We start from the raw sequence: 25,848 nt of genomic DNA on the forward strand, positions 1-25,848 counted from the left end.
GCGCGCCTCCCGCGGCTGGGTGCTCGACCCACTCGGCCTCGTCGACGCCGTCGTGCTCGCCACCCCGGCGCCGGTCACCGCCCGGCTCCTCCGCTACGTCGCGCCCACGGCGGCGGACGCGGCCGCCGGGATCGAACTGTCCTCCTCCGTCGTCGTCGCGCTGTCGCTGCCGCAGGACACCGCGCTGCCGGACAACTCCGGCATCCTGGTCGCCACCGGAGAGTCCTTGCGCGCCAAGGCTTTCACCCTCTCCAGCCGGAAATGGCCGCATCTCGCCGAGCGCGAGACGGCGCTGGTGCGCGCCTCGTTCGGCAAGTTCGGCGACGAGGCCGCGCTGTCCTGGTCCGACGCCGATCTGATCGCCGCCGCCACCGAAGACCTGGCCACCGTCACCGGCGCCGTCATCGACCCGGTCGAGGCGATCGTGCAGCGCTGGCCGGGCGGGCTGGCCCAGTACGCCGTCGGTCACGTCGACCGCATCGCCGAGATCGAGTCCGCCACAGCCGAACTCGACGGCATCGCGCTGGCGGGCGCGTACCTGCACGGTGTCGGCGTCCCGGCCTGCGTCGCGTCAGGGGAAACCGCCGCACGCCGCATCGCCGAGTCGCTGTCCGCATCCGCGAAGTCCTAGGCCGCCCCGAACGGCGGGGCGTCCCGGCCGCAGTGGCACGATAGGAATCATGGCGCGACTCGACTATCAAGCTCTCAACTCCACCATCCGCTACCTGATGTTCTCGGTGTTTCAGGTGGAGCCGGGTGTGCTCGGCGAGGATCGCGAGGGGGCGGTCAAGGAAGCGCGTGCGTTCTTCGACGGGCTGGCCGAGCGCGGTGTGGTGGTGCGCGGCATCTACGACGTGGCCGGCATGCGCGCCGACGCCGACTTCATGATCTGGACGCACGCCGAGCGGGTGGAGGACCTGCAGGCCGCGTACGCGGACTTCCGCAGGACCACCGAGCTCGGCCGGGCCAGCGCCCCGGTGTGGAGCAACGTGGCGATCCATCGCCCCGCCGAGTTCAACAAGAGCCACATCCCCGCCTTCCTGGCCGGCGAGGACCCGGGCAACTACATCTGCGTCTACCCGTTCGTGCGGTCCTACGAGTGGTATCTGCTGCCCGACGAGGAGCGCCGCAAGATGCTGGCCGACCACGGCAAGGCAGCCCGCGGCTACCCGGACGTGCGTGCCAACACGGTGAGCTCGTTCGCGCTCGGCGATTACGAATGGATTCTCGCCTTCGAGGCGCCGGAACTGCACCGGATCGTCGATCTCATGCGCGACCTGCGCGCCACCGAGGCCAGGCTGCACGTCCGCGAAGAGGTGCCGTTCTTCACCGGCCCTCGGGTCGAGGTCGACAAGCTCATCGCCGCGCTGCCGTGATTCGAGAGCTGCCCTGATTCCAAGGCTGCCCTGATTCGAACGGACGCCCCGCATGCCCCGAGTTTTCGGGGCGTGCGGGGCGGTTCGGCGGACCCGTATTCTGCGCTGAGCGTTCGATCGGCTATCCGGCTGCGCTGTCCGAGGGGTGCAGCCGCAGCGCGATGGAGTTGATGCAATAGCGCTGGTCGGTGGGCGTGGGATACCCTTCGCCCTCGAAGACGTGGCCGAGGTGGCTGTGGCAGTTCGCGCACAGCACTTCGACCCGGTGCATCCCGAGCGAATCGTCGGGAAGCAGGATCACCGCATCCGACTTCGCCGGATCGAAGAACGAGGGCCAGCCGCAGTGCGACTCGAATTTCTCGGTGCTGCGGAACAATTCGGCGTCACAGGCACGGCAGCTGTACACGCCCTCGGTCTTGGTGTCGGTGTACTCCCCGGTGAAGGGACGTTCGGTCGCGGCCTCGCGCAGCACCGCGTACTCCTCGGGATTCAGCTTGGCCCGCCACTGCTGCGGCGTCAGCTGGAGCCGTGGCGCGGGTAGAGACGTTTCGGCGTCGGAACTCATTGCTCCACGCTAATACGTTTCTCCTCCACGGGCTCCGAACCAGTGTGTGACCTGGGCGAATCCGGGAGCGGCTCGGCGACGTCGGCAGGCTTGGCGTTCTCGGCGGCGTCGCGGCTGTCCGGCGCGTCCTTCATCCAGACCGGGTCGATGCCGAACGGCAGGCGGCCTTCCCGCTTGGCAGCCAAATACCGATCACCGAGCACGCAGAACACCACGATGAGCAGCAGGCTCCAGCCGAAGGTGATGCGCAGGTATTCGAGGTTGCGTCCGAGGCTCTGAAAGCGGTCCGACAGCCACTTGTCGTAGGACATGAACCCGAAGATCGCCAGCCAGGCGGGCCAGTTGCGCAGCACCGAGTTGCGCAGCACCACCGACATCAGGAACGGGAACAGCATCATCGAGTAGTACATCTGGCCCAGACCGGGCAGCAGGAACATGGCGGTGAGCAGCACACCCGAAGACGTGGTGACGAAGAACAGCTCGTCGTCGCGGTACCAGCGGTAGAGAATCCACAGCGAGATCGCCACCAGTCCGGTCATCGTGAGGCGGATGCCCCAGGTCAGCGCGTCCGGCAGGCCGTAGTAGGCGGCGTTGCCCGCGATCGCGCTGTTGAAGTAGTCCCTGGTCTCCAGCAGGTAGGGGAGGGTCCTGGTGAAGAACTGCTCGGGGTCCTTCAGCAGCGGCCAGGCGATCGCGGTGAGCGCGACCGGCACGCCGATGGCGGTGATGAACACCTTCCACTGCCCGCGGGCCGCCGCGATCAGCACCAGTGGCGCGAGCACCGGTTTCACGGTGATGCTCAATCCGAGTACCGCGCCGGCCCACAGATCGCGCCGCGCCAGCAGCAGGTGCAGGAACAGCAGCTCGGCCAGCAGGATGCAGCCGTTCACGTTGGTGAAGACCAGCGTGTTGATGACCGTCTCGGACATGAACATGGCCAGCAGCAGCGCGGGCGCGGCCACGGACTTCAGCGAGTACTTGAACAGGCGCAGCAGCAGGTACCAGGCGAGCAGAATGGCGGCGGCGTTGAGCAGGATGAAAAGCCAGCGCGATTTCTCGGGATCGATCAGCGCGATGGGCGCGATGAGCAGCGTGCCGCCCGGCGGGTAGAGGTAGTGCGGGTCGACGGAGTCGAAGTTGGCGGTGTACACGGGGCGGCCGTTGAGAAAGGCCAGCGAAGCGTTGTAGACCGGCTTGTAGTCGTCGGTGATGAACCCATTGACAGCCTTGATGAATACCCTATTCAGCACCGTCATGACCGCGAGAGGCCAGAGTGCGAACTTGATCACCTCGGCGGTGGTGCGAGCGGTGCGGGGCTCGAGCTGTCGAAGTAACACTGGGGCACGGTACACCGGATGGGCGGCGCGCAGGTTGCCGGGATATGTCTCGGCGTGCCTGGGCCGCCCATGCGAAACGGCTATGAACCGCCCGGTCAGGCGGGGCAGGCGCTGCCGTCCTGCGGAAGCCGCGCCTCTTTCAGATAATCGAGCAGAAGACGCTGCGCGCAACCGGAATGGGTGAACACCGGATGGCCCCAACCCTGCCAGTTCACCGAGGCGTGCCGCGCGCCCGCCGCGCCGAGCGCGCCCGTCACCGACGCCTGTCCGCCGTTGCCGACCACCGGGTCGGCGATGCCGCCGAGCACAAGCACCGGGAGGGTGAACTTCTCCGGCAGCGGCGGGGCGCCCGCGACCGGCCACGCCGAGCAGTCCATCAGCGCGATCGCCGCGTTTTTGCCGAACACCGGGTACTTCTGCCCCCACGTGCCCATCAGCTCGGCGGCCTTGGTCGGGGTCGGCGGCTGCTGAACGTCGGTGCAGCGGTTGACGAACTGGCCGTCGCTCGCGGTCGCGGCCGATTCGCGCAGCACCAGGTTGCCCAGCGCGGCGCGGTCGCCGCGCCCGGCCGCCGAGAGCGCGTCGGCCAGTTCGGCGACCCGATTGGCCTGGTCGGCGCGCGGACCGCCGAGGAAACCGCTGATCGTGGTGAGCAGCGCGTTGGCGGAGATGTCGCCGAGCCCGCCCTCGCCCGCCCTGCGCACCAGGTCGGTGATCGCCGCGCGCGGGTCGGGACCGAGCGAGCAACCGAGCCCGACGCAGCGTTGCGCGAACGCGGTGAGCGCCGCCTCCGCGCCCTGCAGGCGCTGCTCCTCGGCGGTCACGGCGTCGGCGCCCGCGGCTTCGGGGGAGTCGAGCGCCAGCCGGGCCAGGTGATCGCCGAACTTGCGCGCGTAGCTGAGCGCGACCCGCGCGCCGTTGCCCGTGCCGAGCAGGTCGATGTGCTCGACCTGCCACTGCTTGCGCAGCTGTTCGATGTCGTCGGCCGCGTGCGGTGCGTCGAAGGTGCCCTCGTACGGCTGCAGGAAATCGCGACAGGAGATGGTCGCCTCGCGGCTCAGCGCGGCCACCGCCTGTACGGGATCCGCCGCGTCGGGCCCGAACTGGGCGTTGTCGGCCAGACCGCGCCGGATGTCGGGCGGCAGGCAGTCGATCGGCTGCGAGGTGCCGAGGCCGCGCCGGTCCACCGCGACGATCGGACGCGCGCCCAGCAGCGCGCTCGCCGGTCCGACGGCGAGACCGGCCAGCGTCGCGGTGGAGGAGCGGTCCGTGCCCGAGGTGAGGACCAGCGGCGCCACATCGGACGGCGTTTGCGCGAGCCGGGCCCGCATCGCACCGGTGCGGAAGCTGCCGAGCACGTTGCCGCCCGCATCGATCGGCGTGGAATACTCCGCGCACTCGAGCACCACACCGGCGGGCGCGGGTCCGAGCCCGAGCAGATCGAGGGTCGGCTTGGTGCAGTCGCGCCAGCTCAGGTCGGTCTTGGGTCGCTCGGCCACGGGCGGAGGGGGCGGCACCGGCGTCGAGGGCTCGGCGCGGCCGACGGCCGGGTGCTCGACCGCGACGACGGGACGGTCGGACGGGCCCGCACCGCATCCGGCGATCATCATCGACAGTGCCGAGGCCAGCACGGCGGCTCGAGTCCAGCGCATGCGTTACAGCCTGCCAGGTTCGGACGCGCGTTTCATCGACGGGCCCACCGGGTCAGTACCGTGCCGTCCTTGTCGAGCACGATGTGCCTGCGCTCCATCGGCATCCGGAACTCGTGCGCGGACAGCGAGATTCGCCGCGCCGTGCCGCCGACCAGCACCGGCGCGGTGGTCAGGCACAGCTCGTCGATCGCATCCGCCTCCAGCAGCTCGCCGAAAAGGTGCGGGCCGCCCTCGCACAGCACCCGCGTGAGCCCGCGTTCGGCCAGCGCCGCCAGCAGACCCTTCGGCGTCACCGCGACGCCGCCCGCCTCGATGACGACGCCGCCCGCCTCGGCCAGCGCTTGCTTGCGGTCGGCGGGCGCGGTGCTGGTCGTGATGATCAGCGGCGGCACCGCGGTGTCGGTGAACAGACGGCAGCCCGGTTCGAGCGCGGCGCTCGCGGTGACCACCGCGATCGGCGGCGGCGCGCCGTCCCGGTGCCCGCCGAGCCCGCGGTCGTAGAGCGCCCTGCGGCGGGTGGCGCTGGTGCGCGCGCCGGCGTAGTTCTCGGTGCGGACGGTGCCTGCGCCGACCAGCACCACGTCGGCGAGTTCGCGCAGGAGCATGAAGACCGTCTTGTCGGCCGGGGTGCCCAGGCCCGCCGTCACATCGTCGCTGGTCGCGGCGCCGTCGATGCTGGCGACGAAATTCGCCCTCACCCAGGGCGCGTCGAGGTGGAGGGGGTAGGCGTAGAGCTCTGCCAGATCGTCTCGGCTCATCTCTGTGAGCTGGATCGCATTGTGGATACGCTGCATGAAGTCAGATCACACCACGTCATTAGGCTTCGTCCATGCAAGAACGCCTTGTCGATCGCCATCCGGAGGTTCCGGCGGACCAGCTCGTCGCTCAAATGGTGCCGCCGCCCATGTTCGACGAGGTCAGTTTCGCTTCCTACATCCCGGATCCCCAGGAGCCCAGCCAGGCCGCGGCCGTGCGCAAGGCCGAGGATTTCGCGGGGCAGGTGGCCAAGATCCAGAAGGCCGCGAGCAAGAAGGGTCTGTTCGGCAAGAAGAAGCCGGTCAGCGGCGCTGGCCTGTACCTCGACGGCGGCTTCGGCGTCGGCAAGACGCACCTGCTCGCTTCGATCTTTCACAGCGCGCCCGCGCCGAAATCCTTCGGCACCTTCGGCGAGCTGACCAACCTGGTCGGCGCGCTCGGCTTCAACAACTCGGTGGAGCGGCTCGCGGCCAACAGCGTGCTCTGCATCGACGAATTCGAGCTCGACGATCCGGGCGACACCATGCTGGTCTCCCGCCTGCTGACCGAGCTGTCCGCCCGCGGCGTCTCGATCGCCGCGACGTCCAACACCCTTCCCGGGCAGCTTGGCGAAGGGCGTTTCGCCGCACAGGATTTCATGCGCGAGATCAAGAAGCTCGGCGCGATCTTCGAGGCCGTGCGCGTCGACGGTCCCGACTACCGGCACCGCGACCTGCCACCGGCCCCTGAGCCGACCTCGGCCGAGGAGCTCACCGAACGAGCTTCCGCCACAACGGGTTCCACCCTCGATGACTTCGACGACCTGCTGAAGCACCTGAGCACGCTGCACCCATCCAAGTACGGCGCGCTGATCTCCGGGCTCTCGGCGGTGTTCATCTCCGGCGTGCATCCGGTGACCGACCAGGCCGTCGCGCTTCGCATCGTGGTGCTGGCCGACCGCCTCTACGACGCCAGCGTCCCGGTCACCGTCTCGGGCGCCAAACTGGACGAGATCTTCTCCCAGGAGATGCTCGACGGCGGCTACCGGAAGAAGTACCTGCGCGCCATCTCGCGTCTGCTGGCGCTGTCGCGCTTCGAGGCCGCCGCGGCCTGAGCAGTCCGCACGATCGCCCGCCGAATCCCGGCGGGAGCGCGCTGTCGCGCCGGAGCGCGTCCCGGCGGGCGCCATCGGGAACTGGAACGATGTCATCGGCCATGCGCCGCCGCAGACTCTGGTCACCACGCTCAGCGGCGGCGACGACCTCTACCGCGCGTTCGTGACCGCCCCCGGCGCGAACGCGGCCTTCGCCGCCGTGTTGCGCGACGTCATCGAGACCCGCGACGGCGCTGTGCTCTACCACTGCACCGCGGGTAAGGACCGCACCGGATGGGCCACGGCCGTGCTGCTGACCCTGCTCGGCGTCGATCGGGCCACGGACCGAGGACTACCTGCTGTCCAACCGGTACCGCAACGCCGGACCGGGCGACCCGCTGAACGGCGTGCGGTCCGAGTGGCTGGACGCCGCGTTCGATCAGGTGAACCGGACCTACGGCGGCTTCGACTCCTACGCGCGCGACGGCCTCGGCCTCACCGACGCCGACCTCGCGGCCCTGAAGGGCAAGATGCTCGCCTGAGCGTTCGCCCCGGTGCTTCACGACCGGTGTTCGGCGTACCACCGGTCGACCAGGGCGGGCATCTCCTTGCTCAGCCAGACGAAGAACTCGTGAATGTCGCGGACCCGCTCGGCCGGTGCGCCGTGCGGATCGTCGAACAGGGCGAGCCCGCGCGCGGTCATCGCGGTCAGGTCGGTGTACTGGCTGCTCTGCGCGCGGATCAGCTCCGGCATGATGCCGGGCCGGATCGAGTAGTAGTCCTTGCGGTCGCCGGGCTTGGAGCTCTTGTCGACCCAGCGCATGGTGGTCAACTGCTTGAGCGAGTTGGAGATCGAACCCTTCGACGCCTGTAGCGCGTCGGCGATCTGGGCGAAGGTCTGCTCGGGCGGATCGCAGATCAGCAGCCAGCCCGCCGCGCGACCGGTCATCCTGACCAGACCCATGCGTTCGAGCACGAGCGCGAAATCCTCGACGAAGGCCAACTGTTCGGGAGTGGGCGCCGCCTGGTCGTGTTCCGTGCTGGTCATCGGTCGAGTATCCCTTTCGTGCGGAAGAAGCGGGAAAACGGGGGCGGGCAGTGTCTGCTCGCCCCCGTGTGCCGCGGCTACACCGCGAGGTCGCGGCGGTCGAAGACGGCCAGCGCGGCGGCGACGACCACGGCCGCCAGCGCGACGAGCACCGCGAGGTGGCCGAGATCGGCCCCGTTCACCAGCGGCGAGTGGCCGTTCGCGTAGTAGAACGGTGAGAGCTTGCGCAGCCATTCGCCCCCGTCGAACATCCCGCCGAGATTGTTGGCCAGATAGCCCGCGACGGCGACCAGTGCCGCGAAACCCAGTGTCAGCGGGCGCTTTCCGGTCGCGGCGCCGAGGAACAAGGTGATCGCACCGATCAGCAGGGCCAGCAGACCGAGGCCCGCGCTCGCGGCCACGATGCGCCCGGCGGCGATGTCCAGGCCGCCGCTGTTCGCGCCCGCGAGGACGCTCAGCGTGAGTACCGAGGTGACCACCGTGATCTGCACCGCCAGCGCCGCGAATCGTTGTGCCAGGAGGTTTTTCCGGTCGATCGGCTGGGCGAGCAGCAGATCGAGCATGCCGTTCTCCTCCTGCGTCACCGACCTGGTGGCGAAGGTGACCGCGAAGATCACCATGAGCAGCAGCCCCATCAGCGAGAACACAGTGGCGTTGAGATAGCCGGTGGCGCTGGCGAAATCGGTGAGCCCCATGGCCTCGTACATCGTGTTCTGCGTGAGGTTGAGCGAGCCCTGGTCGCGCAGCGACTGGTAGGACGGCAGATACATCATCGGGACGACGGCGAGGCCGATCGACCAGCCGATCAGGCCGCGCCGCTGTTCCTTCAGCGTCTGGGTGAAGACCGAGCGTGACATGTGGGAGTTCTCCTGTGCGAGTGATGGATTCGTTCGAACGCCTCAGCGGCCGTAGAGGCCGAAGAAGATCTGCTCCAGGTCCGGCTCGGTGGACAGCACACTCACCAGCCGGTACTTGGCCGCCTTCTTGAACAGCTCGTCGACCTCGCCCTCGGTGGTGCAGCGCACGGTCCGGTCGGTCACCGACAGGTCGCGCATGCCCGGCAGGCCGGCGAAGTCGTCGGCGAACACGTCCTCGTCGAAGACCAGTTCCACCGCGCGCGGGGAGCGGCGGCGCAGATCCTCGACGTTCTCGGTGCCCAGCAGCTTGCCCGACCGCATGATCACGGCGCGGTCGGCGGTCTGCTGCACCTCGCTCAGGATGTGCGAGGACATGAAGACCGTCTGGCCGTTCGCCTTCGCCTCGCTCACCAGCGTCAGAAAGCGTTGTTGCAGCAGCGGATCCAGGCCGGAGGTGGGTTCGTCCAGGATCAGCAGCCGCGGCCGGTGCATGAACGCGGCGACGATGCCGACCTTCTGCTTGTTGCCCTTGGACATCGCGCCGACCTTCTTCGACAGGTCGAGGTCGAGCAGGTCGGCCAGCTCGGCGATCCGGCCCGGCTCGACGGTGCCCCGCTGGTCGGCGAGGAAGCCGAGCAGATCACCCGCGGTGTTGCGGCCTTCGATCTCCAGTTCGCCGGGCAGGTAGCCGATGTGCGCGCGCAGCGCGGCTCCACCGGTGCGGGGGTCCGTGCCGAACACCTCGACGCGTCCCGCGGTGGGGCGGATCAGGTCGAGCAGGATCCGGATGGTGGTGGACTTGCCCGCGCCGTTGGGGCCCAGGAAGCCGAACACCTCGCCCTGCGAGACCTCCAGATCGAGGTCGGTGAGTGCGACGTGTTTGCCATAGCGCTTGGTGAGGCCTTCGGCCAGGATCGCGGCGGACATGCTGCTCCTTCGAGGTTCCGATGTCCCGGTTTGTTCCGTAATGACTGATGAGTTCAGTAAAGACTGAATATGCAGAACATGTCAAGCCTGCTGCCGCACTGGCTACGATCCGGGCTATGTCGAAGTTCAAGACCTGGGACGGGCTGGAGCTCGGGTACCGCGTGTGGGAGGGCGACGGCCGCACGGTGGTGCTACAGCACGGGGTAGTTGCCGACACCAACGCCAACTGGATGAGCATGGGCGTGGTGGCCGCGCTGCAAGCCGCCGGGCATCGGGTCGTCTCGCTCGACGCACGCGGCCACGGGCGCTCGGAGAAGCCGCACGACGCGGCGCGGTATTCGTGGGACGCCATGGCTCGCGACGTGCGCGCGCTCTACGACGAGCTCGGCCTGGAGGGCGTCGCGCAGGTGGGCTACTCGATGGGCGGGGTGATCTCGCTGCTTGTCGCCGCGGCCGACGACCGGGTCGCGAAACTCGCCGTCGGCGGCATCGGTTCCGGCGTGATCGATTGCGGCGGCGTCGACAGGCGAGTGGTGGAGCCCGAGGCGATTCTGCTGGCGATGAACGGCGACGGCGACGGCGCGCCCCCGGTGGCCAGGATGTTCCGCGTTCTCGCCGACGCCGTGCGTGCCGACTTGGCCGCCATCCGGGCCGTCGTCGAGGGTTTGGACGACCGTCCGATCACCGGCCTGGACGACATCACGGTGCCCGCGCTGGTACTGGCCGGGTCCGAGGATCCGTTCGCCGCCGAACCCGAGCGCCTCGCCGCGGCGTTGCCGGAGGGTCGCTCCGTCGTCGTTCCCGGCGACCACATGCTGGCCGTGATGCATGCCGAGTTCAAGGCCGCCCTGGTCGATTTCGTGCGGTGATCGACCCGTCGCGCGGTCAGAAGACCAGGCGCATGACGTAGTCGTCGTGCAGCTGATGACCGACGGGGAAGGTCTTGGTGCCGACGATCTGGAAGCCGTGTTTGGCGTAGAAGCGCTGGGCGCGGGTGTTCGCCTGATTGACGCCGAGCCAGATGCCCGGGTAACCGCCCTCGCGAGCGTGCTCGAGCGCCGCGTGCATGAGCGCCGTGGACACCCCGGTGCCGTGATGACCCGGTAGCACGTACATCTTGCTGACCTCGATCGCGGGGTGCAGGTCGACTGCCCTGGCCACTTCGGGGTCCGCGGGGTCGCCCGTGTGCAGCATCGCGTAGCCGACGATGTCGCCGCCCGCGACCGCCTTGAGCACGATCCGTTCGGGATCGGTCAGGTATTCGCCGAATCGTTCACCGGACAGTACCTCGGTCACGAAGATCTCGATGTCGTCCGCGGTGGCGCCGGGCGGGCAGGCGAGCGGAAAGGTCGCCGCCGCAACGTCGCTGAGGGCTTCGGCGTCCCACAGACCGGCCCGGTCCACGATCACTGGGATGTTGCTCATGCGTCCAGTACAGCACGGTCGTGCCGGGTGGTGCACCGCGTTCTCGCGCGATGCGGTCGCGCAGGGTCGACCGGTAGCGCGGCCATTCGCAGCGCACCCGTTCGCGTGGCGTCAGCCCGCCCCGGATTCCCTCCGGTTCGGGTTCGGCGATGGCGAGGTCGCGGCCCCGTGCGAGTACTGGGCGGCGGACGCTGATCTGTTCGGCCGCCGTCCGGTGGGGTGCCTCGCTCGCGCGACTGTGGCCGAACTCCGTGACCCGTGCCACTATCGAAGGGGCGCAACATAACTCGCGACTGGGGAAGGCTCTTCGATGATGAGACAGCTGCCACCGGACTTCTTTCGTACACCGTATGCCTTCTACGAGCGGCTCCGAGCCGAGGGTCCCGTGCACCAGATCGAGCTGCGCACGGGGGTGCGCGCCTGGCTGATCGTCGACTACGGCGCGGCGCGCGAGGCGCTGCGCAATCCGACGATCCGCAAGGATCCGCACACCGCCACCGGCGCCGAGGCCCGTCGCGAGGGAGCGGCCAGGAGCGGTGTGGGCGCCGTGAACGAGCGCCTCAGCCACCACCTGCTCAACATGGACCCGCCGCAGCACGCGCGCCTGCGCAAACTGGTCGCGCCCGCCTTCGCCCCCGCCCGGATCGAGGCGCTCACTCCGCGCATCACCGCCATCACCGACGAGCTGCTCGACGGTCTCGCGCGAGCGGCGGGGCCGGTCGATCTGATGGCGGAGTTCGCGTTCCCGCTGCCCATCACGGTGATCTGCGAGATGCTCGGCGTGCCGACCGCCGACCGTGCCCAATTCAAGGAATGGTCGGCGGTGGTCTCCGACATCACGCTGGCCGACCCGGAGCGGATGCGCTCGGCCACCGCCGCCGTCGTGACCTACTTCGAGGATCTGCTCGCCCGCCGCCGCGCCGAGGGCCCCGGCGGCGATCTCTTCTCGGACCTCGTCACCGCGGGCGACGCCGACGACCGGCTCACCGACGACGAGATCATCTCCATGGCCTTCCTGATCCTCGTCGCAGGCCACGAGACCACGGTCAACCTGATCGGCAACACCGTGCTCACCTTGCTCTCGGATCCGCCGAGATACGCGGCGCTGCGGGAGGACCTGGACCGGGTGCCCGCATTGGTCGAGGAGATGTTGCGCTTCGAGGGCCCGGTGAACATGGCGACGCTGCGCTACACGACGGTGCCCACCGTGATCGGTGAGACCGAGATTCCGGCCGGTGAATTCGTCCTGGTGGCACTGGGTTCGGCCAACCACGACGAGCGGCACTTCGCCGCCCCGGAGATCTTCGACACCGAAAGAAATACGAACGGCCACCTCGCCTTCGGGCACGGCATTCACTTCTGCCTCGGTGCGGGTCTGGCCAGGCTGGAAGCGCGTGTCGCGATCTCGCGGCTGCTGGATCGCTATCCGGACCTGCGGCTCGCCGTGGACGCCGACGAGATCGCGTGGCGGGAGAGCGTCCTGTTCCGCGGAGTGCAGGACCTGCCGGTCGAGGTGACCAAGGCCCCGGCACTGCGCTGATTCCCGTTCGCCGCGCCGGGTCATCCACAGGCCGCCGTGGTGACGTTGGACCGGATGAACGCACTGACCCGGCGCGATCAGCTGGTCACCGTGCTGCTGGGCCGGGCACGAGACCACGGCGACCGCACTTCCCTGGGCACTCTGCGAGCTGGCCGCTGACCCGGCTCTCCAGCAGGCGACGTACGAAGCCGCGCGACGACAGGGCCGTGGAGGCCGTGCCGAAGGAGGCCATTCGCCTGCATTCCCGACATCGCGACGTTCCGCCCTGAGCGTTTCCTGGACGGCGACGTCGCGCTGAACGCCTCGCGCGGCAAGGCCGGAATGGCGGTCACCCCGCGCGGGATCCGATGAATCTGCGCCCGCCAGCTTTACCGCGCGGCGCGGGCGGGTAATCTCGGTGGCCATGACGAGCGGGAACCGCATCGCGATCGTAGGCGCGGGCATTGCAGGCCTTGCCTCCGCGAAGGTGTTGAGCCGAGAGGGTTTTCCGGTCGAGGTGTTCGACCGCGCCCCCGATGTCGGTGGTGTCTGGAGCGCGACCCGCCGTTATCCCGGGTTGCGCACGCTGAACAGCAAGCACACCTACCGGTTCTCGGACTACGCCATGCCGGAGGACTACCCGCGCCTGCCCGACGGCGCCCAGATGCAGGCCTACCTGGAGGGATACGTGCAGCAGTTCGGGCTGCGCGAGAACCTCCGGCTCGGCACCGAGGTGGTGGCCGCCGATCCGGTGGACAGCGGCTGGCTGCTGGAGATCCGCGACGAGTCGGGCGTGCATCGCACTTCCTGCGACCACTTGGTCGTGGCCAATGGTGTGTTCTGCGAACCCGAGATGCCCGACTATCGGGGCGCTGAGACGTATCTCGCGCGCGGCGGACAGCTCTATCACTCCTCGGAGTTCCTCGACGTCGAGCAGGCGCGCGGGAAGTCGGTGGTGGTGGTCGGATACGGTCAGTCCGCCTGCGACATCGCCGAGGCGGTCAGCCACGTCGCGGCCGCGACCACGGTGGTGGCTCGTCGTTTGCTGTGGAAGATGCCCCGCAAACTCAGCACCGGCCTGGACTTCGAGCGGTTGTTCCTGACCCGCCTCGGCGAAGCGCACTTCCGCTACCACAGCCCGCGCGGCTTCGAACGCTTCCTGCACGGTTCGGGGCACAGCTTCCGCGACACCGATTTCGACGTGATCCAGGAACTCGCCACCAAGAAGCTGGGCCTGCGCGACCTGGGCCTGGTGCCGGAAGGCCGCTTCGAGGAGATCGCGCAGAGCACCGCGAGCATCGCGACCGAGGGATTCTTCGAGCAGGTCCGCGACGGCCGGATCACCGTGCTGCGGGACACTACTGTCACCGAGCTGTCCGGCACGCCCGCGGGTTGTGCCGCGTGGCTCTCCGACGGCCACGTCGTCCCCGCCGACATCGTGGTGTGCGCCACCGGCTTCCAGCAGCGGGTGCCGTTCCTGACCCCCTACGTCCAGCGCAGGCTCACCGACGACGACGGCAATTTCCGCCTCTACCGGCACATTCTGCCGACCGAGGTGCCGAATCTGACCTTCGCGGGCTACAACTCCTCGCTGCTCGGTGCGCTGAGTGCCGAGGTCGGCGCGCACTGGACCGCCGCGTTGCTCGGCGGCCGTCTCGCGCTGCCGTCGCCGGAGGAGCGCAGCGAGCAGATCGACGAGCGCCTGCGGTGGATGTCGGCGGGAACCGGCGGCCACCACGCGCACGGCACGACCATCACGCCGTTCGCGCTGCACAACATCGACGAGATGCTGGCCGACCTGAAGTTCCGACTACCGCTGGGCACCCGGTTCGCCCAGTGGTTCCGGCCCGTGAAACCGGCCGCGTATCGCGGGCTCTCGGAGCGCGGGCAGCGCCCGGCGGAGCCGACTTCACCCGGACCGGTGCCCGCCGAGGCGGCACCGGCTCCGACGGAAGCGCGCCCGGCTACCGCCGAGATGTATCCGCCGACGGCCGAAATTCCTCCGGCGACAGCCGAAGTCCGCCCACGGCCTGCCGAGACCCACACGACATCAGCTGAAACATACGCGGCACCAGCGGAAACGTCTCCGGCACCGACCGAAAAGTATCCATCGTCATGGCGCGACCCGTACCCGTCGCAGGCCTGATGCTGGAAGTTTGCGGATTGTCGCGGACGCAACGCCAACGCCCCTATCTTGCGTCTGTGATAATCCGCGAGTGGATGGCCTCGACCTGAATCTGCTGGTAGCTCTGGATGCGCTGCTCGACACGAACAGCGTCACCAAGGCCGCCGAACGCCTGGGCACCTCGACCCCCGCCATGAGCCGGACGCTCGCGCGGTTGCGCAGGACGCTGGACGACCCGCTGCTGGTCCGTGCCGGGAGGAACCTGGTCCCGACACCGCGCGCCCTCGAATTGCGTTACGAGGTCTCCGCGTTGGTCGAACGCGGGCGCGCGCTGCTCGACATCCGCGCCGAGGCCGACCCGGCCGGTCTGCGGCGCGGCTTCACCGTGCAGGCCGACGATATGGTCCGTACCCATCTCGCCGCCCCGCTGCTGGCCGCCGTGCGGCGCCGAGCTCCCGGCGTCACCGTGCATTTCCTGCCCGACGGCCACGACGGCACGGTGGGGTTGCGCGAGGGGCGCGCCGACATCGCCGTCGGAGTCCTCGAGCGCAGCGATCCCGAGATCACCGTGCAACGCGTGCTCGGTGATCGTCTCGTCGGCGTCGCCGCGCCGGACCACCCGCTGATCACCGAGCGGGTCACCGTGGCCGCCTACGCCGCCGCGGCCCACCTCGCGATCTCCAGGCAGGGTCGCTCGCGCGGCCCGATCGACGACCGGCTGGCCCTGCACGGCCGCACCCGCCGGGTGGTGGCGATCGTCCCCGATCTCAGCACCGCGTTGTTGGCGGTGCGCTCCGGCGAACTCGTCTGTCCAGCGCCCGCTCGATTGGCCGGCGACGCATTGCACGCCATGGGACTGCGCGCCTTCGACATTCCGCTGCCGCTTCCGGAGGTGACGGTCGGCATGGCGTGGCACCCGCGCAACACCGCCGACAGCGGGCATCGTTGGCTGCGCGAAACGATCCGCGCGTTGCTCGCGCCGCAGGATCGGAGCGAAACCGAGTGACTACTGCGCGGACGGGTCGCCCGACGGATTACCGAGCGGCCTCCCGAACGGGCCCGCCGGGTTGCGCTTGAGTTCGTCGAGCATGGCCTGGAGCTTGTCGACGTGCGAATTGTCGTCGATGGTCGCGTGGTGCTGGGTGGGCGCGGCGGCGGGCTCGTCGCGCGGCGCGGTCAGGGTGGTGTCGGCACGGCTGGTGAGCGCCGGCGCTTCCAGGCGGCCGTTCAGCCGCGGCGCGGTGTCGACGACGGGCGTGCCGACGGTGCCGAAGCCGAGTCGCTCCTGCGATGTTTCGGTGCGCGGCGCGATCTCCGCAGGCTCTGCGTGCGCGTTCGAGACCGGTTCTGGCGCGGCGTCGTAGGGCGCGCCGCGCGAGACGTTGGGTTCGACCCAATCGTGCAGCGCGGGCGGGACGGCGGTGGTGTCCCTGCGCGGCAGCGAGTTCGGCGCCGCGGTCTGCTGCTCGACGCGCGCCACGATGGCGGCGGCCTCGAGACTGTCGGTGCGCGGCGGCTCGGGGGAAGGCTCCGGGCGGAGCGGTGCCTGCGGTCGGAGGCGCTCCGCGCGCGGAGCTTCGGGGCGGGGGGTTTCGGTGCGAGAGGTCTCGGCGCGCGGGGCTTCGGTGCGCAGAGCTTCTAGGCGAGAGGTTTCCGCCCGCCGGGTTTCGAGGCGAGAGTTCTCGATACGTGTGGCCTCGTGGTGGGAGTTCTCGGTGCGCCGGGTGTCGTGGCGGGAGCTTTCGGTGCGTGTGGCCTCGTGGTGGGAATTCGCGGTGCGCGGGGTTTCCGCGCGCAGAGTTTCGAGGCGGGAATCTTCGGTGCCAGGTGCCTCGAGGCGGGAGTTCCCGATGCGTGTGGCCTCGTGGTGCGAGTTCTCGGTCCGCGGGGTTTCGGCGCGCCGTGTTTCGAGGCGGGAGTTCTCGGCGCGGGGTGCCTCGTGGTGGGAGTTCTCGGTGCGCGGGGTTTCGGTGCCTAGGGCCTGGGCGCGTAAGGATTCGGGTCGCGGCTCGTCGAGACGAGCCGTCGCCGCGGCCGGCGCCCGGCGCGCGGCACGGGGCAGCGGCGCGGCCTCGGTGCGTTCGACCGACGCGCCGGACGCAACGTCGTCGAGCCGCGTCTCCAATGCCGAGACGTTCTGCTCGGTGCGGAAGGCCCAGGCCTCCAACTTCTTCAGGCGCGCTTCGACGCCGTTGTCCTCGCCGACCCGGGCGGCGACGCTGTCGAGTTTGTCGCTCACCTCGCGCAGGAGCTCCGCGATGCCCGACAAGATCGCGCCGACCGACTCGGCACCGTGCTGGCCGTGCTCCATGCGTACCTTCTTCCCCGTCGATGCCCGAACTGCGCGTGGCCTGGCGATTCTATCCACAGCCCTGCGGAGGTGCGGGGCGAGCACCGCCCGGCGCGGCCTCGGCGGAAGGCGGACGATGCGGCGCGCTCGGCCGTGTCGCCGAATCGGTGGCAAAAATCGATCGCCCGAAATTTCTGTGGTCTTTCTCGCGCATGTCGCTGCGAAATCCCTTGTGACGCAGGGCACATCGCCTGATGAGAGGCGTCGCGCCGGTGGCGGCGCACCCGAGCGCGGGGTATAGGGGGCTGGCGGGCGGACGAAGTTGAGCGCACTCTTGATCTATGGAGTAGGTCGAGAGACCTTGCGGTGTTGGGCAGGGGAGTGATCGCGTGAGAACGACGCAGCGCGTTGAACAGGCTTGCGGACGTCGGGCGATGCTCGCCGAATTGGGCATCGCCGAAGTGCAGGACGAGATCCGCACGGTGGTGGGCGATCGATCCCGGTACAGCTGCCGTTGCCCGGGATGCGCCGACGCGCAATGGGATATCCAGCGGCTCAAGTACTGGTTGTGCGGCAGGCTGGTGGCCTTCGGCGCGGACGAGGCCGATGTGGACCGGCGGGTCGGCGGTATCCGCGTCGACATTTTGTGGCGGATCGGCGAGCGAACCTACGCCGTGGAGGTGCGCAGCGGGCCGCTGGACCGCACGCTCGCCCACGAACACACGGCTCGGTTGCGCGCGGCGGGATGCGATGGCGTGCTGTGGCTGTGTCAGCCCGGCTACTGGGTGGCCCACCTGCCCGCGGTCGGCATCGCCGACTTCGCCCCGCCCGCCTGCGATTACCTGATCGACATGGGCATGCTCGACGCCGAGCGCAGCGCCGTCGCGATGCCGCGGCGCGAGCAGTTCGAGTTGCGCGAGTTCCTGCGCGGCTGGGTGTCCGGCGAGATCGCCTGGGGTTTTCGCGACGAGATGACGGGAGGATGGGCCACCGTGACCGACTGGGAGCATCACACGAGAACGCAGGCCGCGGTGATCGCCCGGCAACGGCAGGAGCTGATGAACCAGCGCACCGCCCTCGCGCTGTCCCGGAAGTCGGTCAGGGACAAGCAGAAACAGGTGATGAAGCTGACCTCCCGGCTGGAGCGCGCCGAACACGACGCGCAGGCGCAGGCGGACGCGCTGGCCGAGGTGAACCGCAAGCTGGCCGACCACCATCGGGTGGACAACAGTCTGCGCGCCACCATCGCCGGGTTGCAACAGACCGTGAGCCACTGGCAGTTGATCACCTACTGCGCGATGTTGCTGATCGTGACGTTCCTCGCGGCGGCCATAGTGCTGCGCTGATTGTCGCCCGGGTGTGCTGAATGTGCATGGGTGCGCGGCGAGTCAGCTGCGAGTAAGGCGAAAAGGCCCGCGGTCCCAGCGCCATTCGTTGCGCAGGACCAGCGCGGCGAAATCGAGTAGTTCGAGTCCGGATTCCTCGCGCAGCCGCCGCACCTCCCGCCACGGCACCGGCCCGCGCTCGACGAGTTCGGCGAGACCGTTCGCGCGGCGGGCGTCCACCTCGCGGCGGGTGAGTTCCGGTAGGCCGAGGCGGCTTCCCGTCCACACCAGCCACCCCCAGCCCTCGGCGTGCGCCCTGCTGCGCGCCGCCGCCGACTTGGCGCGGTTGACGTGGAAGGCGACGTGGCCGAGCGGTTGGACGTCGATCAGCGCCACCCGGCCGTCGGTGAAACGCGCGGCGACGCTCGGATAGTGGACGCGCTCCGAGCCGTCGATGTCGTAGCGCACCGCGATCGGATGTTCCTGGAACGTCTCGACCGTGTCGGCCGCGTTGAGCGTACGCAGCAACCGGGCTTGCAGCGCGGAGTCGAAGCCGACATCGCGTCCCACCTTGTCCAGGTAGAACCGGCCGCGTCCCTCGTCGTCGCCGTCGACTGTGCGGGCGGAGCTCGTCGGCAGCGGGGCAGGCGAGCCCGCGGACCATTCGATCCGCGCCGGCCATTCGCCGATCTCGGTCGCGGCCGCGGGCTCGGCGTCGCGCAGCTTCGCCAGCTGCCGGTTCGTCTTCTTCTGCCACGCCATGATCCGCTGCATGACGTAGCCCGCGATCCGTTTCGCGTCCTCGGGCGCGTGTCCCGCGAGCCGCAGTTTCAGATACGACAGCTCGTTGGCCGCCAGATCCGTATCGGTCGCGTACGTCTCTACCAGCAGCGCCCGCACCAGCGCCGAATCCCGCCCGTCCACCGGATACCGCCCCGCGAACACCTCCGCCTCGCGTCCGCCGATCACCGCCGCCTCCCGCAGCATCTGCCCGACCGCCCGAGTGTGCAACTGCCGCACCCGATCCCGCGCCAGATCGAACCGCGCCCCGATCCGCGCCAACGTCTCCGGCCCCTCCCCACCGATCCCCAGCCGATACCCGACGATCTCCGCATCCCGCTTCCGCCGCTCCGCATGCACCCCCACCAACCCGGCCAACACCTCGTTGACCTCTTCCAGCCCGAACGACACCTCCCCTCGAATGTCATCCACGAACAACCCCCCGTCCTCCGCGCCCCCAAACCCCAATTCACCAGCCACAACCGGCAGCCTAACCGCGCCACCGGACAATCTCGAGCCTTCCGCGCGACCCGGCACGATCACGTGGTGAACAGTCCGGCGTCGAAAAGCTGATGTATCGGGTGGAACTGCTGGCGGGAAGCGCCGGGCGATCGGAAACGAAAACAAGTAGGGCCCCCTCGAAAGGGGGCCCTACTTGGTGAGATGGTGCGCGATACTGGGATTGAACCAGTGACCTCTTCCGTGTCAGGGAAGCGCTCTCCCGCTGAGCTAATCGCGCGAGGTGGAGACGGGAATCGAACCCGTGTGCACGGCTTTGCAGGCCGTTGCCTCACCACTCGGCCACTCCACCGCGCAAAGGGGGAAGGCTGTTTACACTGCCTGGCCCTACCTCTCGAGCGGATGACGGGATTCGAACCCGCGACCCTCACCTTGGCAAGGTGATGCGCTACCAGCTGCGCTACATCCGCATTTTGCATCTCGGGGGCTTCCGTTCCGGCCTCCGTGGTGCGAGACAGAACATTAGCCGACGCCCGGTGAAAGGTACAAATCCGCTGGTAGAACGGCTGGAAACGGCGAAGTTGCGAGTGTGGCCGCTGCGGCCGCTGGGGTGTGGGGGACTGAGGAGGCGGATGCGGCGTCGGATCGCACGCCTTGATGACGCATCCCATCGCGGGCCATGGCGCGGCATCTGATCGCGCGAGCTCGGCCAGTGCCCTGGGATCCCTTCGGGCGGTCATCCGGGCATCCGCGATCGACATCCGCGCGGGGGGCGGCTGGAGCCGCCGCCGACGGGTTCGGTGGTGCGGGCCACGTGGGTGGGTGAAAGGTGGGGCGGTGACTCATCCGCAACAGGACCACTCACCCGCAACACGACGAATCGGTGCTGTCCGGGTGGCGATTTGGTGGCTGACCGGTAGAGCGTGCTAATGTTCCATCTCGTTCGGACGGCATCGAGTCGCCGCCCGGACAGAGAGTTCGGTCTCATAGCTCAGCGGGAGAGCGTCCGCCTCACACGCGGAAGGTCGCTGGTTCGATCCCAGCTGGGACCACTCATAAAGAAGACCCTGACCAGGCAGTTTCTGGTTCAGGGTCTTTTCTCTTTTCGGGCGCTTTCGTCCAACGTCACGACCCGTCCCACACTTTCCGAAGGCCTTCGAAGTCGTCTGCGTTGCTTCCTGGGATCGCGGGTCAGGCCGAGTCGCGCACCGGAGCTGGATTGCCGGAGCCGGTCGGCGGAGAGCGGAGACGACGAAAATATCGCGGGTCCCGTGTGGTGCTCTTTCCACGGGCTCGGCACCGGTGTGACGCAGTCGTCGGGTCTCGGAACGCAAGGCTGCCCTGGTGCAGATACTGGGCGACCGCTTCACCAATCACGTCGGGGATACCGGACAACGCCTCCCGTCCCGATGTGGCGCGATGCAGCACGGGGGGAGGCGGACGACAGGAAGTACCTGAATCCGCCTGTCTCGGAACGAAATTCCCCAGCCGGTGGCAGTGCCCTGGAATTCGGGACAGCAACCGGCCAGCACCGCCCGCAACGCCGGTGACTTCAGGAAGCATCGGTCCGGCTGCCTCGCGCGATCGATCACCGCCGATCGGCTCATTGATCAACTCGACGGCATCGCTGTGATGATGGCTACCCGGCCATGCAACAGATGACGGCCTCGAACTCGCACGTGCGGCGGTGACCGGCCAACTCCGGGGTCCGTCAGTGTGAGATCGCCCGGATCGTATGGGGCAACACTCAATTGGCGCTTCCAACTCCACACGAAACGCCGCCGAGCACACCGCGAGCGAGACCCACGCCAGAGCGGCGCAACCACCTGGCGACCTCACGAGTGGGGATCCGCCCTCTGTGATTTCCAGGCCCTCATTAGCATCGATGCGGCGAAGAGATCGAGAAATCCGAGGACGTGTGTTGACTACCGAACAACTTGACCGCTGGAATGCTCAGGAAGCCGCTGCGGAGGCGATGATCCCCATCATCGGCACGTTGTATCGGGCGAAGGGCGTGACGATCCTGCTGCACAGCCGCTCGCTGGTGAACAAGTCGGTGATCAGCATCCTGCGGACGCACCGCTTCGCGCGGCAGATCGAGGGCGAAGAGTTGTCGGTCGACGAGACCCTTCCCTTCCTGGGCGTGCTCAGCGAGCTGGATCTGGGGCCGTGCAAGATCGACATCGGTCAGCTGGTCATGGCGTATCGCGCCGACGACCGCGGCCTGTCGGTCCGCGAGTTCGCCGAAACGGTCCTGGCCGACGTGACCGACGGCAACAAGGCCCAGTCGCAGGGGCCGAGGGATGTCGTCCTCTATGGCTTCGGCCGCATCGGTCGCCTTGTCGCGCGCCTGCTCATCGAGAAGGTCGGGTCGGGCAACGGCCTGAACCTGCGCGCCGTGGTGGTGCGCAAGGGAGGCGAAGGCGATCTGGTCAAGCGCGCGTCGCTGCTGCGAAGGGATTCGGTGCACGGCCAGTTCAACGGCACGATCAAGGTCGATGCCGAGAACAACACGATCATCGCGAACGGGAACGTGATCAAGTTCATCTACAGCGATGATCCGACCACGATCGACTACACCGAATACGGCATCGACAACGCGATCCTGATCGACAACACCGGTAAGTGGCGTGACCGCGACGGCCTGTCGCAGCATCTGCGTCCCGGCATCGCCAAGGTCGTGCTGACCGCACCGGGTAAGGGCGACGTGCCGAACATCGTGCACGGCGTCAACCACCGCGACCAGGACCTGTCGCAGCAGATCTTCTCGTGCGCCTCGTGCACGACCAACGCGATCGTCCCGCCGCTCAAGGCAATGGACGACGAGTACGGCATCGTCCGCGGTCACGTCGAGACGGTTCACTCGTTCACCAACGACCAGAACCTGCTGGACAACTACCACAAGGCCGACCGCCGCGGCCGGTCGGCGCCGTTCAACCTGGTGCTCACCGAAACCGGCGCCGCGTCCGCGGTCGCGAAGGCGATGCCGGACTTCAAGGCGAAGATCACCGGCAACTCGATTCGCGTGCCAACCCCCGACGTGTCGGTCGCGATTCTGAACTTGCAGCTGGAGCGGGAGACGAGGAAGAGCGACGTGCTCGAGTACTTGCGCCAGGTTTCGCTCTCCGGTCCGTTGAGCCGAAACCTCGACTACACCGCCGCCACGGACGTGGTTTCCAGCGATTTCATCGGATCTCGGGCCGCGGCGATCATCGATGCCAATGCCACGATCGTCGAGGGCGACACCGCGATCCTGTACGTCTGGTACGACAACGAGTTCGGCTACTCGTGCCAGGTGGTCCGGACGGTGCAGTACATCTCCGGCATCGAATACCCGACCTACCCGCAGCTCGATCGCGCCGGCGACGCTCGCGAGCTGGCCGCGGTCGACGCCGGGTAACCAGGGCAGCCGCACGCTCGGCCGAGGTATCGGTCGGCGGCCGAGCGTTGCGGTGCTGCGGATTCGCCTCGGCCCGTTGCCTTGTGGGCCGAGGCTTCGGCGGCGATTACAGGGGGGCACGCCGGTACCGAAATACTTTGCGCTTCTGCGCCTTTCGGCGAACCGATCGTGCGACACAACCGCGCGGGTCCCATTGGAACGATCCCGCGGACGGTCCAAGACGGCATGCGCGAGAACGACTCCCGCGATCTGCCCGCGACCTCGGTCCGCTCGGCCCGTTCCGGCGTGTTCGGAACGCTCTGCCATAATGTGACTTGCATCACATTTTGATAGCACTTGCCTCGTAGACGCCATATTGCGCTTTCCATGCGCTTTGCAGAGTCTTTACTATTAGGGTGACCTGTGCGCCACTAGGTCGCCGCTTCACTGAACTGTCGCTAGAACCCACAGTGTCTTGGACCCCGCTCGCTCCGCGCTCCACCGAGTAGGCGCTCCACCAAGCTCCGCCCGCCGTTCGCTTTCGATGCCAGTGCATATTGCCCCGATGAACCGGATCGGCTGCCGCCGAGACGGCGAAGGAGAACTATGTCGACCGACACCGATTCCGCACCACGGACGTCGCGGCTCGCCCGCGTTCTGCACCACGATGTCCCCGCTTCCGTCGTGGTTTTCCTTGTCGCCCTACCGCTTTCGCTCGGTATCGCGGTCGCCTCCGGTGCGCCCGTCGCGGCGGGCTTGATCGCGGCGGTGGTCGGCGGTGTGGTGGCCGGGCTGCTCGGCGGCTCGGCGGTCCAGGTCAGTGGGCCCACGGCGAGTCTCACCGTGGTTGTCGCCGAGAGCGTGCACCATTTCGGCTGGGCGGCAACCTGTTTCATCACCGTAGGGGCGGGCGTGTTGCAGATCCTCTTCGGGCTCAGCCGGATCGCGCGCGGCGCGCTGGCCATCGCCCCGGTGGTGGTGCACGGCATGCTGGCGGGCATCGGCGTGATCATCGCACTGCAACAGGTGCACGTGCTGCTGGGCGGCGCGTCGCTGAGTTCGCCGTTCCAGAGCCTGATCCAGCTGCCGCACCAGCTGATGTCGGTGCACCCCGGCGACCTGTGCGCGGGGCTGGTGGTGATCGCGATCCTGATCGCCTGGCGTTTCCTGCCGCGCCGGGTGCGCACGGTGCCAGGCCCGCTGGTGGCGGTGGTGGCCGCCACCGTGCTTTCGCTGCTGCTGCACAGCGACGTGGATCGAATCGTATTGAGCGGCTCGATGTTCGACGCGATCGGTCTGCCCGCGGTCCCGGCGGGAGGCTGGTTCGCGGTGTTCGTCACGATGATCACGATCGCGCTGATCGCTAGCGTCGAGACGCTGCTCTCCGCGATGGCCGTGGACAAGGTGCGGCCGGGCAACCGGACCGACCTCGATCGCGAATTGATCGGTCAGGGCGCGGCGAACGTGACCTCCGGCCTGCTCGGCGGTCTACCGATCGCCGCGGTGATCGTGCGCAGCATCACCAATGCCAACGCGGGCGCCCGGACCAGGGCGGCGACCGTCCTGCACGGGCTCTGGGTGCTGGTCTTCGCGGTGGCGCTGGCCGGGCTGGTGCAGCAGATTCCCAAGGCGGCGCTGGCCGGGCTGCTCATCCTGATCGGCGTGCAACTGATCAAGCTGGCGCACATCCGGCTGGCCGCGCGCAACGGCGACCTGGCCGTCTATCTGGCCACGGTGCTCGGGGTGGTATTCCTGAATCTGTTGCAGGGCATGGCTGTCGGGCTCGCGTTGTCGGTCGCGCTGCTGCTGTGGCGGGTGGTCAGGGTGACGATCGTGGCCGAACCGGTGGCGCACGCGCGGCGCTGGGTGGTCACCATCGACGGCACCTGCACCTTCCTCGCGCTGCCGAAGCTCACCGCGGAGCTGGCCAAGGTGCCGCCTGGCGTCCCGGTGACGGTCGAGATGACCGTCGATTTCCTCGACCACGCCTCGTACGAGCTGATCACCGACTGGGCACGACAGCGCGAAGAGCACGGCGCCCCAGTCGATTTCGCGGAGATCGGCGCCGCGCGCATGGCGGCGGTGGTGCACGGCCCGCCCGAGCGCGGGCACGCGCGCAAGGTGCTCGACGAGGTGATCGGTCCGTGGCGGCGCACCGGCGGCCGCGTGGATCGGATCGCCGCGGGCATCGCGGCCTACCACCGCGGCCACGCGCACCTCATGCGCCCGCACCTGGACGGCCTGCGCAACCGTCACGACGCGGACTCGTTCTTCTTGACCTGCGCCGACGCCAGGATCGTGCCCAACGTCATCACAAACAGCGGTCCCGGCGACCTGTTCACCGTGCGCAACGTGGGCAATCTGGCGCCGGTCGGCGGCAGCGACGTCTCGGTCGAAGCCGCGCTGATCTACGCGCTCGAAAAGCTGGACGTGCGCGCGGTGGTGGTGTGCGGGCACTCCGGCTGCGGCGCGATGGAGGCGCTGCACCGGGAAGTTCCGGCGGGGCCGGGGCTGGGGGACTGGCTGGCGCACGCCAGGCCGACGCTGGACCGGTTCCGGCTCGGGCATCCGGTCGCCGAGGCCGCGGAGCTGGCCGGGTTCGGCGAGGTCGACCAGCTGGGCATGGTGAACGTGGCCGTGCAGTTGGAGACGCTGCGCGCCTATCCCGCGGTGCGCCGCGCAATCGAGGAGCGCGGGGTGGTGGTGTCCGGCCTGTTCTTCGATATCGCGACCGCGCGGGTGATCGAGGTGCGGGTGGACGGAATCGCGGAATTCGATGATGCGGACGGTCATGCGGCCGCCGAGCCGGTCCGGGCCGGCGGCAGGGTCGGGTCACGAACGGAAGGGGCTGTGCGACGGCGTATTTGGACGAAGGTGTGAACGATTTCACACCGAAAGCGCGATATCGAAAGTGGCATTTTCGGCACAGTTCTCAGGCTTTGCTAAGTCTTTACCA

At 68.5% G+C, this 25,848-nt stretch carries 22 protein-coding genes, 4 tRNA genes and 1 pseudogene; 14 read left to right on the forward strand and 13 right to left on the reverse strand.

Features of this window, described 5'->3' with window-relative positions:
• Both NX1_RS30000 and hemQ read left to right on the forward strand, forming a co-directional pair.
• Nucleotides 1–631, forward strand: a 631-nt coding sequence (locus NX1_RS30000) for an FAD-dependent oxidoreductase (protein WP_174555542.1), incomplete at its 5' end; no start/stop codon positions are given.
• Nucleotides 632–680: 49 nt separating this feature from the next.
• A complete protein-coding gene (gene hemQ / locus NX1_RS30005; RefSeq protein WP_068066791.1) occupies nt 681–1,376 on the forward strand; it encodes a hydrogen peroxide-dependent heme synthase in 696 nt (231 codons plus the stop codon).
• A gap of 121 nt (nt 1,377–1,497) precedes the next feature.
• Here hemQ and msrB read toward each other — a convergent pair whose 3' ends face one another.
• From msrB to NX1_RS30025, 4 genes are all read right to left on the reverse strand, one after another.
• Nucleotides 1,498–1,941, reverse strand: a complete 444-nt coding sequence (msrB, locus tag NX1_RS30010) for a peptide-methionine (R)-S-oxide reductase MsrB (protein ID WP_068066794.1) — start codon at nt 1,939–1,941, stop codon at nt 1,498–1,500.
• Nucleotides 1,938–3,278 carry a glycosyltransferase family 87 protein gene (locus NX1_RS30015; protein ID WP_068066795.1) on the reverse strand — a complete coding sequence of 447 codons (1,341 nt, stop codon included), beginning with the start codon at nt 3,276–3,278 and terminating at the stop codon, nt 1,938–1,940. Before NX1_RS30015 ends, msrB begins: the two co-directional genes overlap by 4 nt.
• A gap of 95 nt (nt 3,279–3,373) precedes the next feature.
• Nucleotides 3,374–4,930 carry an alpha/beta hydrolase gene (locus NX1_RS30020; RefSeq protein ID WP_068066796.1) on the reverse strand — a complete coding sequence of 519 codons (1,557 nt, stop codon included), beginning with the start codon at nt 4,928–4,930 and terminating at the stop codon, nt 3,374–3,376.
• Between the two features lie 32 nt (nt 4,931–4,962).
• Nucleotides 4,963–5,724: a pyrimidine reductase family protein gene (locus tag NX1_RS30025; protein ID WP_068066799.1), complete on the reverse strand. Its 762-nt coding sequence runs from the start codon at nt 5,722–5,724 to the stop codon at nt 4,963–4,965.
• A gap of 35 nt (nt 5,725–5,759) precedes the next feature.
• On the opposite strand from NX1_RS30025, the gene zapE reads away from it, so the two are divergent.
• The 3 genes and pseudogenes from zapE (at nt 5,760) to NX1_RS38485 (ending at nt 7,300) form a co-directional block, all read left to right on the forward strand.
• Nucleotides 5,760–6,779 carry a cell division protein ZapE gene (gene zapE, locus NX1_RS30030; RefSeq protein WP_068066801.1) on the forward strand — a complete coding sequence of 340 codons (1,020 nt, stop codon included), beginning with the start codon at nt 5,760–5,762 and terminating at the stop codon, nt 6,777–6,779.
• A 199-nt stretch (nt 6,780–6,978) separates the two neighbouring features.
• Nucleotides 6,979–7,038 (forward strand): annotated as a pseudogene (locus NX1_RS38755) (hypothetical protein); the annotation flags it as partial.
• Between the two features lie 127 nt (nt 7,039–7,165).
• A complete protein-coding gene (locus NX1_RS38485; RefSeq protein WP_281217435.1) occupies nt 7,166–7,300 on the forward strand; it encodes a tyrosine-protein phosphatase in 135 nt (44 codons plus the stop codon).
• A gap of 17 nt (nt 7,301–7,317) precedes the next feature.
• Here the strand turns inward: NX1_RS38485 and NX1_RS30035 are convergent, their stop codons facing one another.
• The 3 genes from NX1_RS30035 to NX1_RS30045 form a co-directional block, all read right to left on the reverse strand.
• Complete coding sequence (locus NX1_RS30035; RefSeq protein ID WP_068066804.1) at nt 7,318–7,806, reverse strand: GbsR/MarR family transcriptional regulator; 489 nt, start codon at nt 7,804–7,806, stop codon at nt 7,318–7,320.
• 77 nt (nt 7,807–7,883) lie between these two features.
• On the reverse strand, nt 7,884–8,663 hold the full coding sequence (locus tag NX1_RS30040) for a DUF2705 family protein (protein WP_068066811.1): 780 nt from the start codon (nt 8,661–8,663) through the stop codon (nt 7,884–7,886).
• Between the two features lie 42 nt (nt 8,664–8,705).
• On the reverse strand, nt 8,706–9,590 hold the full coding sequence (locus NX1_RS30045; RefSeq protein WP_068066813.1) for an ABC transporter ATP-binding protein: 885 nt from the start codon (nt 9,588–9,590) through the stop codon (nt 8,706–8,708).
• Nucleotides 9,591–9,706: 116 nt separating this feature from the next.
• Between NX1_RS30045 and NX1_RS30050 the strand changes: the two genes are divergently transcribed.
• Nucleotides 9,707–10,459 carry an alpha/beta fold hydrolase gene (locus NX1_RS30050; RefSeq protein WP_068066817.1) on the forward strand — a complete coding sequence of 251 codons (753 nt, stop codon included), beginning with the start codon at nt 9,707–9,709 and terminating at the stop codon, nt 10,457–10,459.
• Nucleotides 10,460–10,475: 16 nt separating this feature from the next.
• Here NX1_RS30050 and NX1_RS30055 read toward each other — a convergent pair whose 3' ends face one another.
• The gene (locus NX1_RS30055) at nt 10,476–11,015 is read right to left on the reverse strand and encodes a GNAT family N-acetyltransferase (RefSeq protein WP_373864931.1); all 540 of its coding nucleotides are present in this window, start codon (nt 11,013–11,015) and stop codon (nt 10,476–10,478) included.
• Nucleotides 11,016–11,325: 310 nt separating this feature from the next.
• On the opposite strand from NX1_RS30055, the gene NX1_RS30060 reads away from it, so the two are divergent.
• From NX1_RS30060 to NX1_RS30070, 4 genes are all read left to right on the forward strand, one after another.
• Entirely contained in the window at nt 11,326–12,555 is a 1,230-nt protein-coding gene (locus tag NX1_RS30060; RefSeq protein ID WP_157120212.1) for a cytochrome P450 family protein, read from the forward strand.
• Nucleotides 12,556–12,631: 76 nt separating this feature from the next.
• Nucleotides 12,632–12,853: a cytochrome P450 gene (locus tag NX1_RS36635; RefSeq protein ID WP_245668731.1), complete on the forward strand. Its 222-nt coding sequence runs from the start codon at nt 12,632–12,634 to the stop codon at nt 12,851–12,853.
• A gap of 105 nt (nt 12,854–12,958) precedes the next feature.
• Nucleotides 12,959–14,680, forward strand: coding sequence for a flavin-containing monooxygenase (locus NX1_RS30065; protein ID WP_084501857.1), 1,722 nt, complete (start codon nt 12,959–12,961; stop codon nt 14,678–14,680).
• A 70-nt stretch (nt 14,681–14,750) separates the two neighbouring features.
• Nucleotides 14,751–15,665 carry a LysR family transcriptional regulator gene (locus NX1_RS30070; RefSeq protein ID WP_068066822.1) on the forward strand — a complete coding sequence of 305 codons (915 nt, stop codon included), beginning with the start codon at nt 14,751–14,753 and terminating at the stop codon, nt 15,663–15,665.
• On the opposite strand, the gene NX1_RS30075 is transcribed toward NX1_RS30070, so the two are convergent.
• Complete coding sequence (locus NX1_RS30075; protein WP_068066825.1) at nt 15,666–16,970, reverse strand: hypothetical protein; 1,305 nt, start codon at nt 16,968–16,970, stop codon at nt 15,666–15,668.
• Nucleotides 16,971–17,338: 368 nt separating this feature from the next.
• Here NX1_RS30075 and NX1_RS30080 point away from each other — a divergent pair, with 368 nt between their 5' ends.
• Nucleotides 17,339–18,295 (forward strand): hypothetical protein, encoded by a 957-nt coding sequence (locus tag NX1_RS30080; protein WP_245668729.1) that lies wholly within the window; start codon nt 17,339–17,341, stop codon nt 18,293–18,295.
• A 42-nt stretch (nt 18,296–18,337) separates the two neighbouring features.
• On the opposite strand, the gene NX1_RS30085 is transcribed toward NX1_RS30080, so the two are convergent.
• The 4 genes from NX1_RS30085 to NX1_RS30100 form a co-directional block, all read right to left on the reverse strand.
• A complete protein-coding gene (locus NX1_RS30085; protein WP_245668730.1) occupies nt 18,338–19,486 on the reverse strand; it encodes a hypothetical protein in 1,149 nt (382 codons plus the stop codon).
• Between the two features lie 232 nt (nt 19,487–19,718).
• Nucleotides 19,719–19,793, reverse strand: a tRNA-Val gene (locus tag NX1_RS30090).
• Nucleotide 19,794: 1 nt separating this feature from the next.
• Nucleotides 19,795–19,865 (reverse strand) — tRNA-Cys (locus NX1_RS30095).
• Between the two features lie 45 nt (nt 19,866–19,910).
• Nucleotides 19,911–19,983 (reverse strand) — tRNA-Gly (locus tag NX1_RS30100).
• A gap of 510 nt (nt 19,984–20,493) precedes the next feature.
• On the opposite strand from NX1_RS30100, the gene NX1_RS30105 reads away from it, so the two are divergent.
• From NX1_RS30105 to NX1_RS30115, 3 genes are all read left to right on the forward strand, one after another.
• Nucleotides 20,494–20,565: transfer RNA gene (locus NX1_RS30105), tRNA-Val, on the forward strand.
• An 869-nt stretch (nt 20,566–21,434) separates the two neighbouring features.
• Complete coding sequence (locus NX1_RS30110) at nt 21,435–22,913, forward strand: glyceraldehyde-3-phosphate dehydrogenase (RefSeq protein ID WP_068066906.1); 1,479 nt, start codon at nt 21,435–21,437, stop codon at nt 22,911–22,913.
• Nucleotides 22,914–23,498: 585 nt separating this feature from the next.
• Nucleotides 23,499–25,772, forward strand: a complete 2,274-nt coding sequence (locus tag NX1_RS30115) for a SulP family inorganic anion transporter (protein ID WP_084501858.1) — start codon at nt 23,499–23,501, stop codon at nt 25,770–25,772.
• Nucleotides 25,773–25,848: the final 76 nt, after the last annotated feature.

Source organism: Nocardia xishanensis NBRC 101358, from assembly GCF_001613365.1.
GTDB classification, from domain to species: Bacteria; Actinomycetota; Actinomycetes; order Mycobacteriales; family Mycobacteriaceae; genus Nocardia; species Nocardia xishanensis.